General features: G+C 59.7%; 16 protein-coding genes. 8 read left to right on the top strand and 8 right to left on the bottom strand.

Features of this window, described 5'->3' with window-relative positions; genetic code table 11:
• Nucleotides 1-13: 13 nt before the first annotated feature.
• Together ACYQ6M_RS06280 and ACYQ6M_RS06275 are read right to left on the bottom strand one after the other, a co-directional pair.
• Nucleotides 14-1054: a glutathione S-transferase C-terminal domain-containing protein gene (locus tag ACYQ6M_RS06280; protein WP_460072760.1), complete on the bottom strand. Its 1041-nt coding sequence runs from the start codon at nucleotides 1052-1054 to the stop codon at nucleotides 14-16.
• A 75-nt stretch (nucleotides 1055-1129) separates the two neighbouring features.
• Complete coding sequence (locus tag ACYQ6M_RS06275; RefSeq protein WP_023000778.1) at nucleotides 1130-1696, bottom strand: hemerythrin domain-containing protein; 567 nt, start codon at nucleotides 1694-1696, stop codon at nucleotides 1130-1132.
• Nucleotides 1697-1845: 149 nt separating this feature from the next.
• Here ACYQ6M_RS06275 and ACYQ6M_RS06270 point away from each other — a divergent pair, with 149 nt between their 5' ends.
• A complete protein-coding gene (locus ACYQ6M_RS06270; protein ID WP_460072757.1) occupies nucleotides 1846-2766 on the top strand; it encodes a LysR family transcriptional regulator in 921 nt (306 codons plus the stop codon).
• A 40-nt stretch (nucleotides 2767-2806) separates the two neighbouring features.
• Here ACYQ6M_RS06270 and ACYQ6M_RS06265 read toward each other — a convergent pair whose 3' ends face one another.
• From ACYQ6M_RS06265 to ACYQ6M_RS06240, 6 genes are all read right to left on the bottom strand, one after another.
• Nucleotides 2807-3583, bottom strand: a complete 777-nt coding sequence (locus ACYQ6M_RS06265) for an SDR family oxidoreductase (RefSeq protein WP_460072755.1) — start codon at nucleotides 3581-3583, stop codon at nucleotides 2807-2809.
• Complete coding sequence (denD, locus tag ACYQ6M_RS06260; RefSeq protein WP_460072753.1) at nucleotides 3580-4566, bottom strand: D-erythronate dehydrogenase; 987 nt, start codon at nucleotides 4564-4566, stop codon at nucleotides 3580-3582. The genes ACYQ6M_RS06265 and denD overlap by 4 nt, the downstream gene beginning before the upstream one ends.
• Nucleotides 4567-4770: 204 nt before the next feature.
• The gene (locus ACYQ6M_RS06255; protein WP_367020814.1) at nucleotides 4771-5697 is read right to left on the bottom strand and encodes an SRPBCC family protein; all 927 of its coding nucleotides are present in this window, start codon (nucleotides 5695-5697) and stop codon (nucleotides 4771-4773) included.
• Nucleotides 5694-6035, bottom strand: coding sequence for an ArsR/SmtB family transcription factor (locus ACYQ6M_RS06250; RefSeq protein ID WP_023000773.1), 342 nt, complete (start codon nucleotides 6033-6035; stop codon nucleotides 5694-5696). The genes ACYQ6M_RS06255 and ACYQ6M_RS06250 overlap by 4 nt, the downstream gene beginning before the upstream one ends.
• A 209-nt stretch (nucleotides 6036-6244) precedes the next feature.
• Nucleotides 6245-7012, bottom strand: coding sequence for a glutaredoxin (locus ACYQ6M_RS06245; RefSeq protein ID WP_296600939.1), 768 nt, complete (start codon nucleotides 7010-7012; stop codon nucleotides 6245-6247).
• 148 nt (nucleotides 7013-7160) lie between these two features.
• Nucleotides 7161-8552, bottom strand: a complete 1392-nt coding sequence (locus tag ACYQ6M_RS06240) for an aminotransferase-like domain-containing protein (protein ID WP_460072750.1) — start codon at nucleotides 8550-8552, stop codon at nucleotides 7161-7163.
• Nucleotides 8553-8812: 260 nt separating this feature from the next.
• Here ACYQ6M_RS06240 and ACYQ6M_RS06235 point away from each other — a divergent pair, with 260 nt between their 5' ends.
• The 7 genes from ACYQ6M_RS06235 to ACYQ6M_RS06205 all read left to right on the top strand — a co-directional run bounded on the left by ACYQ6M_RS06235 (nucleotide 8813) and on the right by ACYQ6M_RS06205 (nucleotide 15243).
• The gene (locus tag ACYQ6M_RS06235; RefSeq protein WP_075283798.1) at nucleotides 8813-9673 is read left to right on the top strand and encodes a DMT family transporter; all 861 of its coding nucleotides are present in this window, start codon (nucleotides 8813-8815) and stop codon (nucleotides 9671-9673) included.
• Between the two features lie 154 nt (nucleotides 9674-9827).
• On the top strand, nucleotides 9828-10262 hold the full coding sequence (lysM, locus tag ACYQ6M_RS06230) for a peptidoglycan-binding protein LysM (RefSeq protein ID WP_023000769.1): 435 nt from the start codon (nucleotides 9828-9830) through the stop codon (nucleotides 10260-10262).
• Between the two features lie 328 nt (nucleotides 10263-10590).
• Nucleotides 10591-11529, top strand: a complete 939-nt coding sequence (locus tag ACYQ6M_RS06225; protein ID WP_168684300.1) for an ABC transporter permease — start codon at nucleotides 10591-10593, stop codon at nucleotides 11527-11529.
• The gene (locus ACYQ6M_RS06220; RefSeq protein ID WP_228872434.1) at nucleotides 11530-12408 is read left to right on the top strand and encodes an ABC transporter permease; all 879 of its coding nucleotides are present in this window, start codon (nucleotides 11530-11532) and stop codon (nucleotides 12406-12408) included.
• A gap of 5 nt (nucleotides 12409-12413) precedes the next feature.
• The gene (locus ACYQ6M_RS06215; RefSeq protein ID WP_460072747.1) at nucleotides 12414-13955 is read left to right on the top strand and encodes an ABC transporter substrate-binding protein; all 1542 of its coding nucleotides are present in this window, start codon (nucleotides 12414-12416) and stop codon (nucleotides 13953-13955) included.
• Nucleotides 13956-14011: 56 nt separating this feature from the next.
• A complete protein-coding gene (locus ACYQ6M_RS06210; RefSeq protein ID WP_460072745.1) occupies nucleotides 14012-14623 on the top strand; it encodes a hypothetical protein in 612 nt (203 codons plus the stop codon).
• Nucleotides 14620-15243, top strand: a complete 624-nt coding sequence (locus tag ACYQ6M_RS06205; protein ID WP_460072743.1) for a hypothetical protein — start codon at nucleotides 14620-14622, stop codon at nucleotides 15241-15243. The genes ACYQ6M_RS06210 and ACYQ6M_RS06205 overlap by 4 nt, the downstream gene beginning before the upstream one ends.
• The last annotated feature ends 445 nt before the right edge of the window (nucleotides 15244-15688 follow it).

The raw sequence follows: 15688 nt of genomic DNA, 5'->3' as shown, positions 1-15688 counted from the left end.
GCCTCCACGCCACTTACGGCGCCCCTGCAAGTTCGGGATGCGAATAGGCCTGCGGATAAGGCATTGGCCGGAACGGCCCTAGCGGCACGACGTTGTTCCAGGAGCGCCCGAAATACCCCTGCCTGCAATGGACCAGCGAAGAACTGTCGGCAACACCCGGCAAGGCATGCACCCGACACAGCCAGTGCCAGAGATTGGGATAGTCCAGGATCCGCGCGCCGTTCAGCTTCATGCGCACAAAATAGACCGGGTCGTGCCGGTAAAGCGTCGGAAACAGCCTCAGGTCGGCTTCCGTAAAGCTCTCCCCGGTGAGAAACGGTCCACCATTCGCTGCCAGCCGGTCTTCCAGCTCTGCCAGCATGGTGAAGTAACTTTCGTATGCTGCCGCATAGACGCTCTGATCGGAAGAAAAACCGGCCTTGTAGGCACCATTGTTTATGCGTGTGTAGATTGCCTCGTTCAGGGCATCGATCTCCGACTGCAAATCCACATCGTTCGCATAAAGGTCAGGCCTTTTTTCCTGAACTATCGCACTGCCCAGCGCCCCGGCATGCGCGTTGAGCATGCGGATGATCTCGGCGCTTTCGTTGTTGACGATGCGCTGTTGCTTCTTGTCGTAAAGAACCGGGACGGATCGTTCATCAGACCCTTCGGCCCGGTATATCTGTTGCACCAGGCGCAGCCCCTCGCCCGTCGCCGTTTCCTCAGTGCATTCCGGCAATGGCGCACCCGTCAGGTTCGCAATCCGTCCGGGATTGAATTCCCAAAGGTTCTCCCCTGCCGGATCGTCTTTTTCAGTCCGGCCCGGAAAGGCGACATCCATGGAAACACCGGACTGAAGCCCGAGGATGTTTCGGGCAAGGGTTACACGGTGGCACCAGGGGCAATTGAGCGCGACAAACAGATGATATCTCCCGGGTTCGGCCGGGAAATCCGCATCGCCGATAGCAGACCGAAAGCCGCTGACACCGCGCACGAACTCTCCTTGCGCACGTCGGCCGGCCGCATCAGACTGGTTTTCTTCCTTGGACAAATCGGCATTCGGCTTGGGCATCGTCTTCCTCCGGGGCTGTCAGTCTAGAACCAACTAGCGGCCGGGGGCAAAACCGCACCCGGCCGCTAGTTGCTGTTATCCGCGCAGGCGATGGTGAAGAATGATCGGGACTGCCAATTCCTCTTCATCACTCAGGTGGCGCGCCAGCAGGCTTTCAATCGTCCCGGTTACCGGCTGCAGCTTGCCGGCTTCCTCGCGCGCCTGCGCTTCGTCCAGCTGGACCAGCTTGATGGCGCGATTGGCGGTTCGCGAGAGCTGGAACAGCATCGTATCCAGCGCCCCGTGGTCCTTCTCCAGGATCTCCAGTCCCTTCTCGAAACGCGGGTCGGCCTCACAGAGTTCCGGAAAGTAGCTCTTGTCTTCCCAGGTGTGGTGGCCATGGAGATTGCGTACCAGCAGATCGCCGTAACGAGAGAGCCTTGCAGCAAAATCGTCCGGGTCTCTCAGCTTCTCCAGATAGGCTTCCGTTTCGAGACGAACCAGTTCCGCCAACTGCCGGAACATCACATGTGCCCCCAGCCAGTTGCTGGTTTTCTCCTTGAAACCGGGATGTGCCTCCCAGGTATCGCGCGGATACGCATCCAGCAGAATGCGCATGTCCGCGGGCATTTCCGTGGTGCGAATTTCAATATCTGCGTTCATGACGTTTCCAATCTGATTGTTGGCGGGCCGGATAAGAAGGCACCTGGCGTGAAACGATCCGGCACTTCAGGTCTTGCCACAGATAGGAAGTTGCATTTTTCATAACCAGATATCAAAATCAGGGATCAACGTTCTGATTTGGAGAACACTTGGGACAGATAGAAGACCTGCGCCTGTTCGTTCAGGTGGTTGCCAGTGGCAGCATCTCCAAAGCCGCTGGAGAACTCGGCATTGCCAAGTCGGCCGTCAGCCGTCGCCTGTCCCTCCTGGAAGATCGCTATGGGACCCGTCTCATCGACCGCTCGCCCGGCCATTGGGACCTGACCGAGCCCGGGCGCGAACTCTTTCAGCGCGCGAGCCGCGTCGTCAGCGATGTCGACGATATCGAGGACGATTTCCTGAGCAACGGAACAGCCCCTTCCGGACCCTTGTCGATTTCCATACCCAGAGATTTCGGCCACGGTTTCCTCAATGCGGCGCTGATCGATTTCCAGGCTCGCCACTCGGATATCCAGCTGACCGTGGATTTCGATGACAGGCTGGTCGATCTCGCCAGAGAGAACTACGACTTTGCGATCCGTATCACCGAAACGCGGCCCGAAGATGCCATCACGCTGAAACTGGGTACCGTGGAGCTTTGCCTCTTTGCCAGCCCCGACTACTTGCGCCAGCACCCTGCGCCGCAATCGATCGAAGATCTGCAGCAGCACCGGCTTCTTCATTTCGGCTGGGCCAGGCGGACTGTTTGGGAGTTCCAAACGCAAAAAGGAAAGCGCCAGCAACTTGAGTTTCAGCCCGCACTCAATTCCAACAGTGGCGCGTTCCTGCTGGATGCAACCATCCAGGGGCATGGCATCAGCCGGCTGCCGGATTTCATCGTGACGGGCGCACTGGCAGCCGGAAAGCTGGTGCCCCTGCTACCGGACATCGCTGTGCCGGCATGGGGCATCTATCTGCTCCACGCCCGCGAACGTCGTCTCAACCGTCGCATGCGCCTGTTTGCGGAGGAGATCCGGGCAGCTTGTCTTTCCGGCCTTGGCAACGAGCCGCAAGTCCCTGCCCCGGACTGAAACCCTTCCGGACTGAACCCATTGCAGCGCGAAGTCTCGATCAGCCACGCCCCACGAACGGCATGCCGGTTGCCATCACCGTCAACGTCAGCACATTGGCATCCAGCGGCAGGCTGGCCATGTAGGTGACGGCATTGGCGACGTGGGCCGGATCAATGGTCGGCTCGGAAGCGGTTTCGCCATTTGCCTGCAGCACACCACCGCTCATTTTGGCCGTCATGTCACTGGCCGCGTTGCCGATGTCGATCTGGCCACAGGCAATATCGAAGGGACGTCCATCCAGTGCGGCCGATTTCGTCAGGCCGGTAATGGCATGTTTGGTCGAGGTGTAAGGAGCCGAATTCGGTCTTGGCGTCGTGGCCGAAATCGAACCGTTGTTGATGATGCGCCCGCCTCTTGGTTCCTGCGCCTTCATCAGCCGGAAAGCCTGCTGGGTGCACAGGAAGGCACCAGTCAGGTTTGCAGCCACGACAGCGCTCCATTCCTCGAAAGAAATATCTTCCAGTGGAACGGACGAATTGGAGATCCCTGCGTTGTTGACCAGGAGATCGAGCCTGCCGAAAGTCTTCGAGATCTCGTCAAAAAGCACCTTCACAGATGCCGGGTCACCGACATCCGCGGCAATCCAAGAGACTTCATTGCCGCTGTTGCGGGAGAGTTCTGTCGCAGTCTTTTCCAGGACATCCTTGCGGCGGCCAGTGATCAGAACCCGCCAGCCGGCGCGGCTCAAACCAGCGGCAACTGCCTTGCCTACCCCCGTGCCGCCACCGGTCACAAGCGCGATCCTTCCCTTCACGTCAAATCCGTCTGCGGTCATGGATTTCTGCCTTCCAGTTCATCTTCGATATGTATGCGGATGATGTCGTCAAAGCTTGTTTCCGCCTGGAACCCAAGCTCCAGCGCACGCCTGGCATCGAAATTCCTCGGCCAGCCCTCAACGATCCGTGCAATAGCCTCATCCGGTTCCCGGCGGATCAGCTTGACAGCCTTTTCCCCCGCGACCCTCCGCAAGGACTCGATCTGCTCCCCGACAGTGGCGGAAAGCCCCGGCAGCGTGACCGTTCTACGTGGACCGATGCCAGCAGCGTCCATCCGTGCCGCATGAACGAAAAAGCCGACCGCGGCACGTGGGCTGGCAAACCAGTGGCGTACGCTGTCATCCACCGGCAGAACAGCTTCCTGCCCGGCAAGCGGTTCGCGCATGATGTTGGAGAAGAACCCCGAGGCCGCCTTGTTTGGCCTGCCCGGGCGAATGCAGATGGTCGGCAGGCGCAGGCCTATGCCGTCGAAAAAGCCCTTGCGGGAATAGTCGGCCAGCAGAAGCTCGGTGATCGCCTTTTGCGTGCCGTAGCTTGTCAGCGGCGTTGTAAAGAATTCATCGCCAATCTTTTCGGGAAACGGCTGACCGAACACTGCAATCGACGATGCGAAGATCACCTTCGGAAAATACGGCTCGCGAGCGCCTTCGATCCGGATCGCCTCAAACAATTCGCGGCTGCCGTCGAGATTGACCGCATAGCCCTTTTCAAACTCCTGCTCCGCTTCGCCGGAGACGATCGCCGCCAGGTGAAAGATGACATCGGGGCGCGAAGCGACCAGCGTCCGGGCGGCTCCTGCCTTCGAAAGATCCACGGTGACTGCCTCGGCGATACCGGGCAGCGCCGCTGGTGCGGTTGGCGAAACAGCATCGGCCAGCGTCAGCCGGGATACCTCAAAACCAAGAACCTCCGGCTGCGCAGCCAGTTTTTCAACCAGCTTGCGGCCAACCATACCGGCAGCGCCGATGACGAGAACATGCATGGAGGGTCTCCGCGGAACTTGATGGCAGGAACGTTCCACGGGAGACTTGCGGAGATTGGACGGAAGGGCAAGGCGGATTAAGCGGAAAGGTGTTCTCCCGGCCGAAACACAACCTGAAAGACTTTACATTCGGCCAGTGAGCGGCCCGCAATAAAAGTGATCCCCCTGAGCCGCTTGCGCAGATCAGGGGGACAACGCGGTGGCTCAACCCGCCTTGATGAAGTTTTCCAATTTGCCCAATGTCTGCTGTCCAAGTTCCACAGCGCCAAAGCCCTTGGCTTCCTGGAATTCCGCAGCAGTGCTGAAGACCATGCCGAGCGTGACTTTCGTTGCGCCGTTCTCTTCCTCGAACGAGGCCCAGGCGTCGGCATGCTTCGGGCCATTCTCGCCCCAGAGCAGCGTATAGCTGAGCCGTTCATTTGGCCGAACGTCCGTATAGAGATGGTGGTTCGGAAAAACCGTACCGTCAGGTGCGATCATGTCGAACACCCACTCGCCGCCCGCGCGCAGATCAATCCGGGTGGTGCGGCAGGAAAAGCCGTCCGGCCCCCACCATTGCGGCAGCGTTTCGGGGTTCATCCAGGCGCCCCAGACAACGGATCGTGGTGCACGGATCACCCGCTGCAAGATCATCGTGCGCTCGGCAGCGCCTGCCAGATTGTCCAGGCCCGCATTGAAGCCGTCCCGATATCCGCCTTCCATATTCGCGGCCAGCGAGGAAAGCTGCACGGTCACGGACAAGCGGCTGCTTTCACCCAGATCCGCGATCGACGCCGTAACCAGCGCGACGGACTGAGTTTCTCCTTCGCACGAGATCACCTCGTAATTCACGCTGCGCAGAGGTGGCTGAAGGTCCAGCCAACCGCATTCGCAGCGCATATCCGGCTGACCATCCACCTTGCAGAGCGAAATTTCGCGTCCGCCAACCCTGGTGTCGGCTTCGAGAAATTCCACGGTAACGGCAGGTGACGGTGCCGCCCAGACTGCCCTTGCCGCCGGAGCGGTCCAGGCCTGCCAGAGGGTTTCGGCAGGGGCGGCCATGTCGCGCTCGAAGACAAGCGTCGCAAATCCGTTTCTTCCCTCGCCAGCCGCATTGGAGGCTGTGTTGTTCAGAACCACGCTCTGCGTCATTCTCCGTTCTCCTTCATCACGTTCATTACAAACGCATCCAACCTGTCGAGGCGGGCCTCCCAGATGGCGCGCTGTTCATCGATCCATGTCCGCACCGGCTCCATGGCTTCCGGAACGATGGCGCAGGTGCGTATGCGTCCATCCTTGGCGGTGGTGATGAAACCTGCCTCCTCCAGCACGGAAAGGTGCCTCATGACCGTCGGCAGCTTCAGCCCGGTCGGCTCCGCTAGGTCCGTCACCCGCGCCGGGCCACTTGCGAGCCTTGTCAACATCGCGCGGCGCGTCGGGTCGGACAGCGCGTGGAACAACAGGGAGAGATCAGGATCATGCTTAGCCATATTGCTAAGTATTTCGAAATTCACATCAGGCGCAAGAAAAAACTTCGTCAATCGGCTAAGTTTTAACCTGAAACAGTCTACATGACAGAAACAAAAGACTTTCAATTCATATGTTTAGAACCAAACTCTGAAAAATAGCTGCAAGGACGAAACTGGCCATTCTGCCGTCCATCCCCCTGGCTGCAGAAGCCAACGTGCTTCGCACCCCGTCATCCCATCAGCAAAACCCGAGCCGGCATCCACAGCCCCATGGCCGTCATCATCAGGCTTTCGGTCAATGAAACAAAGCCGAGCGGAACGGAAGAACTGCCGCCGACGCAGGCGCATTTCAGTTCCCGTTTCTCCAAATAAACCGCCTTGAATATGCTGATAGCGCCGATCAGGCCAATAAAGAAGGAAACCGGCGCCGACAGCCAGACCAATGCACCGGCCGTCATCAGGATACCGGCGAAGGCTTCGGCATAGGGATAGATCCTGGAATAGGGAACCCAGCGCCGCGCCAGCAGGTCGTAGTTGAGAAACATCGTGGAAAAACTCTCCACGTCCTGCAGCTTCTGGATTGCGAGGATTGTCATGGAAAGCGACACGAACCATTCCACGGCCCGCAAGCTGAGCAGCGTTCCATATTGATGCCAGGAGAGGCCAAGCGCCAGAAGCAGGGCCACTGAAAAGATGGCGATCACGGGCCGATAGGTCGTGTCGCTACGCTCTTCCTCTGGCGGATCAAGTTTGAAATAGACACGCAAGGAGTCATAGCCCCCGATCCGCTTGTTGCCGACGAAGGTTTGTGGGGTCGTCTCGACACCGTGTTTTTCCATGAAGGCGTCTGTCTCCTCACGGGTGGTGAGGTGATGATCTTCAACCTCAAAGCCCTGCCGTTCCAGAAGGTCCTTCGATTTCAGGCCATAGGGACAGATGTGCCCGGGCATGACCATTCGGTAAAGCCTGGCGGTCTTTTGCTCGTCAGTGCCGTTCATCGGAAAGGCTCCTCAGTCAAACGGGATCCGACCGGGAAACGACCACTCACTTCGGCATGATATTGATTGCGCGAGCATGCCTGTTCCGCACCGGCCGGCTGATGTTTTCTGACAGGCAAACGCAGCGAGCCACGGATGGTTGCGAGGCTCAGCCTCCACCTGGATACATCGCGCTTTCCAGCACGTCATAAACCTGGCGCTCGCCCATCTGGCTGACATTGAACCTCAGGAACCCGGTCATCGTCTGCGAAACACTGAAGACATTGCCGGGGGCGAGCACGACGTTCCGGCGCAGCGCGAAGCGGGCAATGGCGGCTGCATCCCGGCCGTCCGGCAAACTGCACCAGAGGTAAAAGCCACCCTTGGGGCTGAGCCAGGGCGTTATACCAAGCCGTTCCAGCCTGCCGGCAACCTCGCGCCGCTTCTTCGCAAGGCGCACCCGCAAGGCTTCCATGTGCTTGCGATAACTGCCGTCGCTCAGGACGCCATAGACAAGATCGCTCGCGACCGGTCCCGGGCCACCGAAATTGGTGGCCACTTGCAGGTCGACAAGAGCCTCGATCCAGTCCGTTCGAGCTGCAATGTAACCGCAGCGCACGGAGGCAGACAGGGTCTTGGAAAAGCTGCCGATGCGGATGACACGCTCCAGTCCATCGAGAACGGCAAGGCTCGGCAGGGGTTCTGGCGCAAAGCTGCCGAAAATATCGTCTTCTATCACCACCAGGCCGTGGGCTGTCACAAGGTTCAGGATCTTGTGCGCAACCTGGGGCGAGATCGTCGCGCCGGTGGGATTGTGAAGGCCGGAATTGGTGATGTAGAGCTTGGGCTTGTGCCGGGTCAGCGCTTCTTCGAACAGCTCGGTATCCGGTCCGCTGCGCGTGAACGGCACACCGGCAACCTCCACCCTGTGCGCCTTCAGCAGCGCCTGAAAGTTGAAGTAACACGGGTCATCGACCAGAACCGTGTCGCCCGGCCGCAAAAAGAAGCGGCAAATGAGGTCGATGGCCTGTGTTCCCGATGGCGTGAGCAGCACCTGGCCCGGGTTCACCTCAAGGCCTTCCTCCGAGAACTGCCGGGCGAGCAGGTGGCGCAGGTTCAATGCACCCCGTGTTTCGCCATAGTCGAACAGGTGGCCACCGCCGGTACGCGCCAGCGCTCGCAAGCCACGCTGCATGGCCTCGCTTGGCATCCAGTCCGCCGGCAGCCAGCCGCAGCCGGGTTTCAGTACATCCGGCCCGGCATCGAGCGACTGGCGCGACACCCAGAACGGGTCGATTTCCCGATCAAGCTGCGGTCCGACGTCGGCGACCGAGAACGGACGGGCGGCATCGGCAACATAAAAACCGGAGCCTCTACGGGCATAAATGATGCCCTCTGCCGCCAGCCTGTCGTATGCGGTCACCACTGTTGACGGCGACACCCGCATGGTCGCGGCAAATCCGCGGATGGACGGCAACTTTTCACCCGGTTGCAGCAAACGGCTGGCGATCTTCCGCTTGACGGCTTCCATTACCGTGGCCGTCCGTGTGTCCTGTTCCATAAGTTTGTCCGCTGAAGTGTATGGCAAGTGTACACAGTACAGTTTTGCAAAATTGTATTGCACTGTCTCTGTCCTGACCAGCCCCTCCGGATTATTTCTACCCCTTGCAACGTGTTGTCATGGACGTTCAGGAAGGGGCTACGTTCGGCAAGCTTCGCTTTGTCTGCTGGCCTCTCGGCTTCGCAAGAGAGCAGGACGGATGCCGCAGCCTCCCTGACACGCCTGGCACCTTGAAAAACAAGACAGCAGAAAGACCAGACATGCAGGCATCGATGGCAGGATGGGGCAGCGGGCTCCTGGGCGTCCTCATTTTCAGTGGCTCCCTGCCGGCAACTCGGGTTGCGCTCAGTGGTTTCAACCCGATGTTCCTGACGTCCGCCCGTGCCGTTGTCGCGGCACTCCTTGGCATTGCCTTGCTGCTACTGTTGCGGCAGGCCCGGCCGGAGCGGCGCGACGTGATCTCGTTGCTGATTGTTGCGGCCGGCGTCGTCGTCGGCTTTCCGCTGCTGACGGCGCTTGCCCTGCAACATGTCACTGCGGCCCATTCGATTGTCTTCATTGGCCTTCTGCCCCTGGCAACCGCCCTGTTCGGCATGTTGCGCGGGATGGAGCGCCCAAAGCCCCTGTTCTGGGTATTCTCCTGTACAGGCAGCGCGGCTGTTGGCGCCTATGCGCTGTCACAAAGTGCAGACCTTTCACTCAAGGGCGATCTCCTGATGCTGGCGGCGGTCATTGTCTGCGGCTTCGGTTATGCAGAAGGTGGCGCCCTCTCCCGCCGTCTTGGTGGCTGGCAGGTCATTTCCTGGGCGCTTGCCCTTTCGCTTCCCGTCATGGGTACGCTTGCACTGCTGACATGGCCGGACAGTTTGACAGGCATCGAAATGCCCGCCTGGGTCGGGCTCGGCTATGTCTCGATTTTCTCGATGCTTGTGGGCTTCATCTTCTGGTACCGGGGCCTCGCCATCGGCGGCATTGCAGGTGTTGGCCAGTTGCAACTGCTGCAGCCCTTCTTCGGGCTGATGCTGGCCAGCCTGCTGCTGCACGAACCGGTGTCTTCAACCATGCTCCTCGTCACCACCCTGGTGGTGGGCTGCGTTGCCGGTGCCAAGCGCTTCGCCTGAAGCCTCTTCTTTCCGGCCCGCCGCACACGTCTTGCCCAACCCGAATTCGCTTCCGCCCCCCGGAGAATTTTGCAATATGGTTCCGTATCGTGAAATTGCCTCCGCTGGGGCGTACCGGCGGATTTCGGCTGAATTGACTTAAAGGAAAAATGACATGGGTTTCTTTGATTTCGTGAAGGATGCGGGCAAGAAGCTGTTCGGCGATGACGAAGCGCCGGAAGCAAGCGCTGGAGCCATCGAAAAGGAAGTTGCCGACCTCGGTCTCGATGGCGACGTCAAGGTTGAAGTCAGCGGCGACACCGTCAAGATCGCAGGCGCCGCACCTACCCAGGAAGCCCGTGAAAAACTGATCCTTGCCGTCGGAAACGTGCTTGGCATTTCCAAGGTCGAGGAAGAAATCACCGTCGAGAGCAGCGAACCGGAAGCCAAGTTCCACACGGTGGTCAAGGGCGATACGCTCTGGAAGGTTGCCGAGGCGGCCTATGGCAACGGCGCAAAGTACCAGGCGATCTTTGAAGCCAACAAGCCGATGCTGTCCGATCCGGACAAGATCTATCCGGGTCAGGTGCTGCGCATCCCCGCGCTCTAAGACCGAATTTCCGCAAGCCACGGCGTCCCCGTGGCTTGCCTCCTTTTCCCGCCGTTACCCGTTGCGCTCCATGTCCGCCCGCGGGGCTGGCACCGCTCAGAACCTCTCTCCAGGTATATTTTCCGAGACGCCCGGTCCCCATTCGTCTGGGGCAATCTTGCAGCTGCGCCCTCGACTTTTCCGCTTTTCAAATGGCAGTACAAAACTGCCGAATAGAAATCTGAGTATTTTTTTCAAGTTTTTTTACAAACCAGCCTCGACACCACCCGTAAAATTATGATTATAAAGCTCAAGTTTTCTCATTCAGTGGATTTGGGGCGGTTTTCGGATGGTGCGCCGGCTGAGCCACAGGCTTGTCCAATCGGTAATACTGCTGTTCCTGGTGTCCGTTGCCGGCTTCGCCCTGTTGCGCCTGTTGCCGGGGGATTTTGCTGAAGTACTGCTGTTGTCCCAGATGGACGGCACCTTGCCGGATGCGGCTGCGGTCGAGCGATTTTCAGCCGAAAACGGCTTTGACGATCCCCTGCCCGTTCAATACCTGCGCTGGCTTGGCAATGTGCTGACAGGGGATCTCGGCACTTCCTTCGTTACCGGAGAAAGCGTTTCCGCCGATATCCTGCTGCGGATACGCCAGTCACTGATCCTGGCACTGCTGTCGATCGGCCTTGCCCTTGTCCTTGCAGTGCCGATCGGCTGTTTTTGTGCCTATCACGCCGGCGGCCTTGCGGATCGTCTATTGGCGGCGGCAAGCGTTGCCGGCCTGTCCATTCCCAATTTCTGGTACGCGCTGCTGCTGGCGCTTCTGTTCTCGCTTACGCTCGGCTGGCTGCCGAGCTCGGGCCACGGCACGATTGCACATGCGGTGCTGCCGACGCTGGTCATCGCGACCACCATGACCGGCGTGATTGCGCGCTTCGTGCGGGCCAGGCTCTTGGACGAGTTCCACCATGCCTACATCCGCACGGCCAAGGCCAAGGGCCTCAGCCAGACTCGGATCCTGCTGCATCACGCCCTGCCCAACATCCTGCCTTCGCTCCTGACCCTGACCGGGCTGCAATTTGCCCGCGCCTTTGACGGCATGATCATCGTGGAAACGATCTTCGCCTGGCCGGGGATCGGCAGCCTGCTGGTCGCTTCGCTGCTGAACCGTGACTACCCGCTGATACAGATCTGCTTCCTGGTGATCGCCTGCGGCTACATCATCATCAATCTCCTGGTCGATTACCTGGTGACGCTGGCTGACCCGCGCGTTCAGGAGGCGATCTGAATGGCAAGATCCCGACGCCTGTTTCAGACAAGACCTGATGCACAGAGCCGAGAAACGCGTGCAGGACTGCTGGCCCTTCTCATACTTCTGATCGTGCTGGCACCGCTCGCAGCGCCCTACCCGCCAGACCAGATAGACATCCTGAACCGTCTTGCGCCCCCGGGCTGGCAGCATTTTCTGGGCACCGACCAGATGGGCCGCGACGTCTTTTCCCGCCTCCTTTACGCCGGCCGCCTCACAACCGGCGCGGCCCTGCTTGTGGTGCTGGCGTCCGCGCTCACCGGCACGCTGCTCGGCTGCATCGCCGGCTATCTCGGCGGCTGGCCGGATCAGCTTCTGATGCGCTTTTGCGAGGGACTTTCTGTCCTGCCAGCACTGGCGATTGCCATGATCATCGCCGGTGTCATGGGGCTTGGCCTTGCCGTCGTGCTTCTGGCGCTCACCGCCGTGCACTGGACCGAATATGCCCGGCTGGTGCGCAACATGATCCTGGTGGAACGGGCCAAACTTTATGTGCAGGCGGCTGAAGCGCTCGGTTCGTCACGCAAACGCATTGTACATCGCCATCTGCTGCCGAACATTACGGCGCCTCTCCTGACCATGGCCGCCTATTCGCTCTCCTGGGTCATCCTCGCCTTTGCCGGGCTCAGCTTCCTTGGCCTTGGCGTGGAACCTGGAACAGCCGAATGGGGCCGGATGATCGCCGATGCGCGCAACCACATGCGCAGCCATCCGCATCTCGTCCTCGCCCCGGGCCTGACGATCACCGCCTTCGTCATGCTGGTGAACCTGCTGGGCGACGGCATCGGCGATCGGATGCGCGCCCGCCACACCAACCTTTTGACCCTTCGAAAAACAATTCTCAAACCAAGGAGCTGATCCTCATGATCTCCCGCAGAACCCTGGGCCGTCTTGCCGTTTCCGTGGCAACGGCCGCCATGCTGAGCCTGCCGCACATGCCGGCGCAGGCCGAAGGCAGTTCAACACTGACCGTTGCAACCATGTGGGAAGCCCTGCCGCTGTCGATGAAACCGCGCCGCAGCCGGTTCTTCAACGAAAGCGAGATACTGGACACTCTGGTAAAACTCGATTTCGACATGAAGCTTGTGCCCGGTCTTGCCACGTCCTGGGAACGCGTTTCCCCCAATGTCTGGCGCTTCCAGCTGCGTGACGGCGTCACCTTCCATGACGGCAGCGCTTTCGACGCGGAAGCCGCAAAGTTCTCGCTGGAGCGTGTGATCGCGTTGCTGCCCTATGCATCCGACCTGCTCAACATCAAGGAAATCCGCGCCGTATCCGGCCTCGAACTGGAAATCGAGACCAACGAACCTTTCACTGCCCTGCCAAACCAGCTGACCGACGCCATCACCGTCATCTACGGCAAGGCCTCGTTCGATGACAACGGCGAGTTCGTGAAGCCTGTCGGCACCGGTCCCTGGGTGTTCAAGGAGTACCAGAAGCAGGACCGCACCACCGTTGTACGCAACGATGACTTTTGGGGCGAAGCACCCAAGCTGGAAGAAATCGTCTACCGCTACATCCCGGACCACAATGCCCGCGCGCTGGCGCTGGAAACCGGCGAGGTCGATTTCGTCGTCCACCTGCTGCCTTCCGATGTGGAACGCATGAAGGCCGACGAGAAGTTCGAAGTCTATGCCGAGCCGAGCGCCGGTCTCTATTATGGCGCTTTCAATGCCGGTGAAAACAGCGTGCTGCATGATCCGAAGGTCCGCCAGGCGGTCAACCTGATGGTTGACCGGGAAATCTTGGTCAAAGGGGCGCTTGACGGCATCGGCAAGCCGGCCTGGACGTTCTTTCCGCCGGAATTCCCGTGGGCCGCACCGGAACTTTCAGCCTATTCCTTCAACCCGGAAAAAGCAGCCGGGCTTCTGACCGAGGCCGGTTACGAGAAAGACGGCACCACCTGGCAGAAGGACGGCGAGCCTTTGAGCCTGCGTATCCTCAGCTATTCCAGCCGCGCCGAAATGGCCACGATCAGCGAGACAATGGCCGCGCTTCTGCAGCAGCAGGGCATTGCCACGAAGCTGGAAATGTACACCTGGGAAGGCATGCTCGATCTCGTCAAGCAGAGCGACTATGACGTTTCCGTCGTCTTCTGGACCCCGGAAATGACCGGTCATCCGGATCTGCACCTGAAGTCGCAGTTCCATTCCAAGGCGGGCCTCAACTACCAGAACTGGTCGAACCGGGAATTCGACGCGCTTGTCGACAAGGGCCGCACGCTGGAAGAAGGTCCGGAAGCTCTGGAAATCTACGCCAAGGCACAGGAAATCCTGCAGACCGACGCGCCGATTATCCCGCTGGTTCACAAGATCTATGTAGCTGCCTCTAGCGAGAACGTCAGTGGCTACAAGGTCCATCCCTCCGGCTTCTTCTACAATTTCAAGGCCGTCAGCAAACAGTAATTGCGCCTGACCTTTGCCCGGACGGTTATCCGTCCGGGCCTTTCCGGGAGACCCGAATGGCATCCTGCCTTTTTCTGAAACCGATCAAGGGCGCTGGCAACGACCTGCCCGATGTTGGCGATTATGTGCCTGACATCGACGTGATCGGCCATTACGACCTCGAAACCGCCGACCTGTCGCGCTATCCCGCGCTCTGCCTGCCAGCCCATCTCGACCAGCGCTTTTTCGGCAGCCTGACAGCGAAGATCGAACAGTTTCTGGATGCTGGCGGCACGCTGGTATTCAATGGCCATGTTGCCTGGCCAATGCTGCCCGAATTCCAGCCTTTCGTTCCCCTGAACCGCTTCTCGCTGGAAGACCTGCAAATCCACCGGTTGACCGACCACCCGGTGTTCGAAGGCGTTTCAACCGGGGAATTGACCTATCGACGGGGCGTTGCCGGCTTCTACGCCCGCGGTTTCAACCCGCCGCCGGAAGGTGCTGTTAGCCTCCACGGTGTCGGTCCGGACCGCCTGCCCTGTGACTGGGTCTATGAGCGCCCGTCCGGCGGTCGCATATTCATGCATGCCGGTAATGATCTTTGGATGTACGTCGGCTCCAACGACACAACGGCGCGCATTGCCCCGCAGCTCTGCGCCTGGGCGAGCGGAAAAGGACCCCAGCAATGACCACGCTCGCAGTGCTCGACGCCGGCACCTACTACCATCATCGCACCATTTACGAGCCACGCTACCGCGACTTTTTCGACGAGATCATCTACACGCGCGAGCTGCCGGAAGCAGATCTGTCCGGCGTCGACACCCTGCTTGTTTCCTGCCGCACCGATCCTTCGGTGCTGCGCCCCCGACGCAAACAAATTGCCGACTTTCTGGCAAGCGGCAAGACCGTTGTCGCCATGGGCTCCACCGGACATCCGGACTGGTTGCCCAATGTGAACTGGACGGACACACCGACCAATTTCTGGTGGTGGAAGGAAGGCGGCGAGATCGGCCTGAAGTTGGCAACACCCGACCATCCCCTCTTCAACCAACTCTCCCTGGCCGACGTCACCTGGCACTATCATGGTTATTTCCAGGTGCCAGACGGGGCGCAGTCGCTGGTCGATGTCGGAGATCTCAGCTCGATCTTCTACGAGGACACGGTTTCCACCCCCGGCCGCCTGCTGATCACGTCCCTCGACCCGATGTACCATCACGGCAGCTACTTCATGCCGGCGACAACCCGGTTTCTGGACGGGTTCCTGCCGTATCTGAAAGGGACTACCGCAGAGCTTGCGAAAACGACATAGGCCTCCTGCGCGCAGCCCGTTCCGCTGCGTTCCCGATGCGCTTCAAGTGAAACGACATTGTCAGAATTCGTCATGATTGTTCAGAATTGGTAGGTGGAACCAGCCAGACGATCCCCGGTATTTACGAATATGTTGAGCGGCATTCACCTGTGTCGACGAAGTACATCAGGAACATACCGAGGAGTGGCGGCAGAGAAATTGGTTTCCGGCAATACCCAAGTCGCAGCTGGAAAAGACCATTCTCGTCCCCCCCCACACGCAGTTTCTGCGCTTAGACCGCCTCTCTTTTCCTGACGCTCTGACGATGGCGCTTGTGTCCCACGCCGCTCTGGCCGGCGACGCACTGCCAACTGGCGGTGCGTTCGCTGCCGGCACGGGCCGTTCGTGGATCTCTCACCTCGTCACAGGGTAAGCGCCCGGTCTGCACCACCCTGTCTCGTCAGCG

The sequence above is a fragment of the Roseibium sp. ROS1 genome, assembly GCF_054658215.1.
The sequence above is the reverse complement of the archived record's forward strand: the minus strand, read 5'-3'. Positions and strand labels throughout refer to the sequence as shown.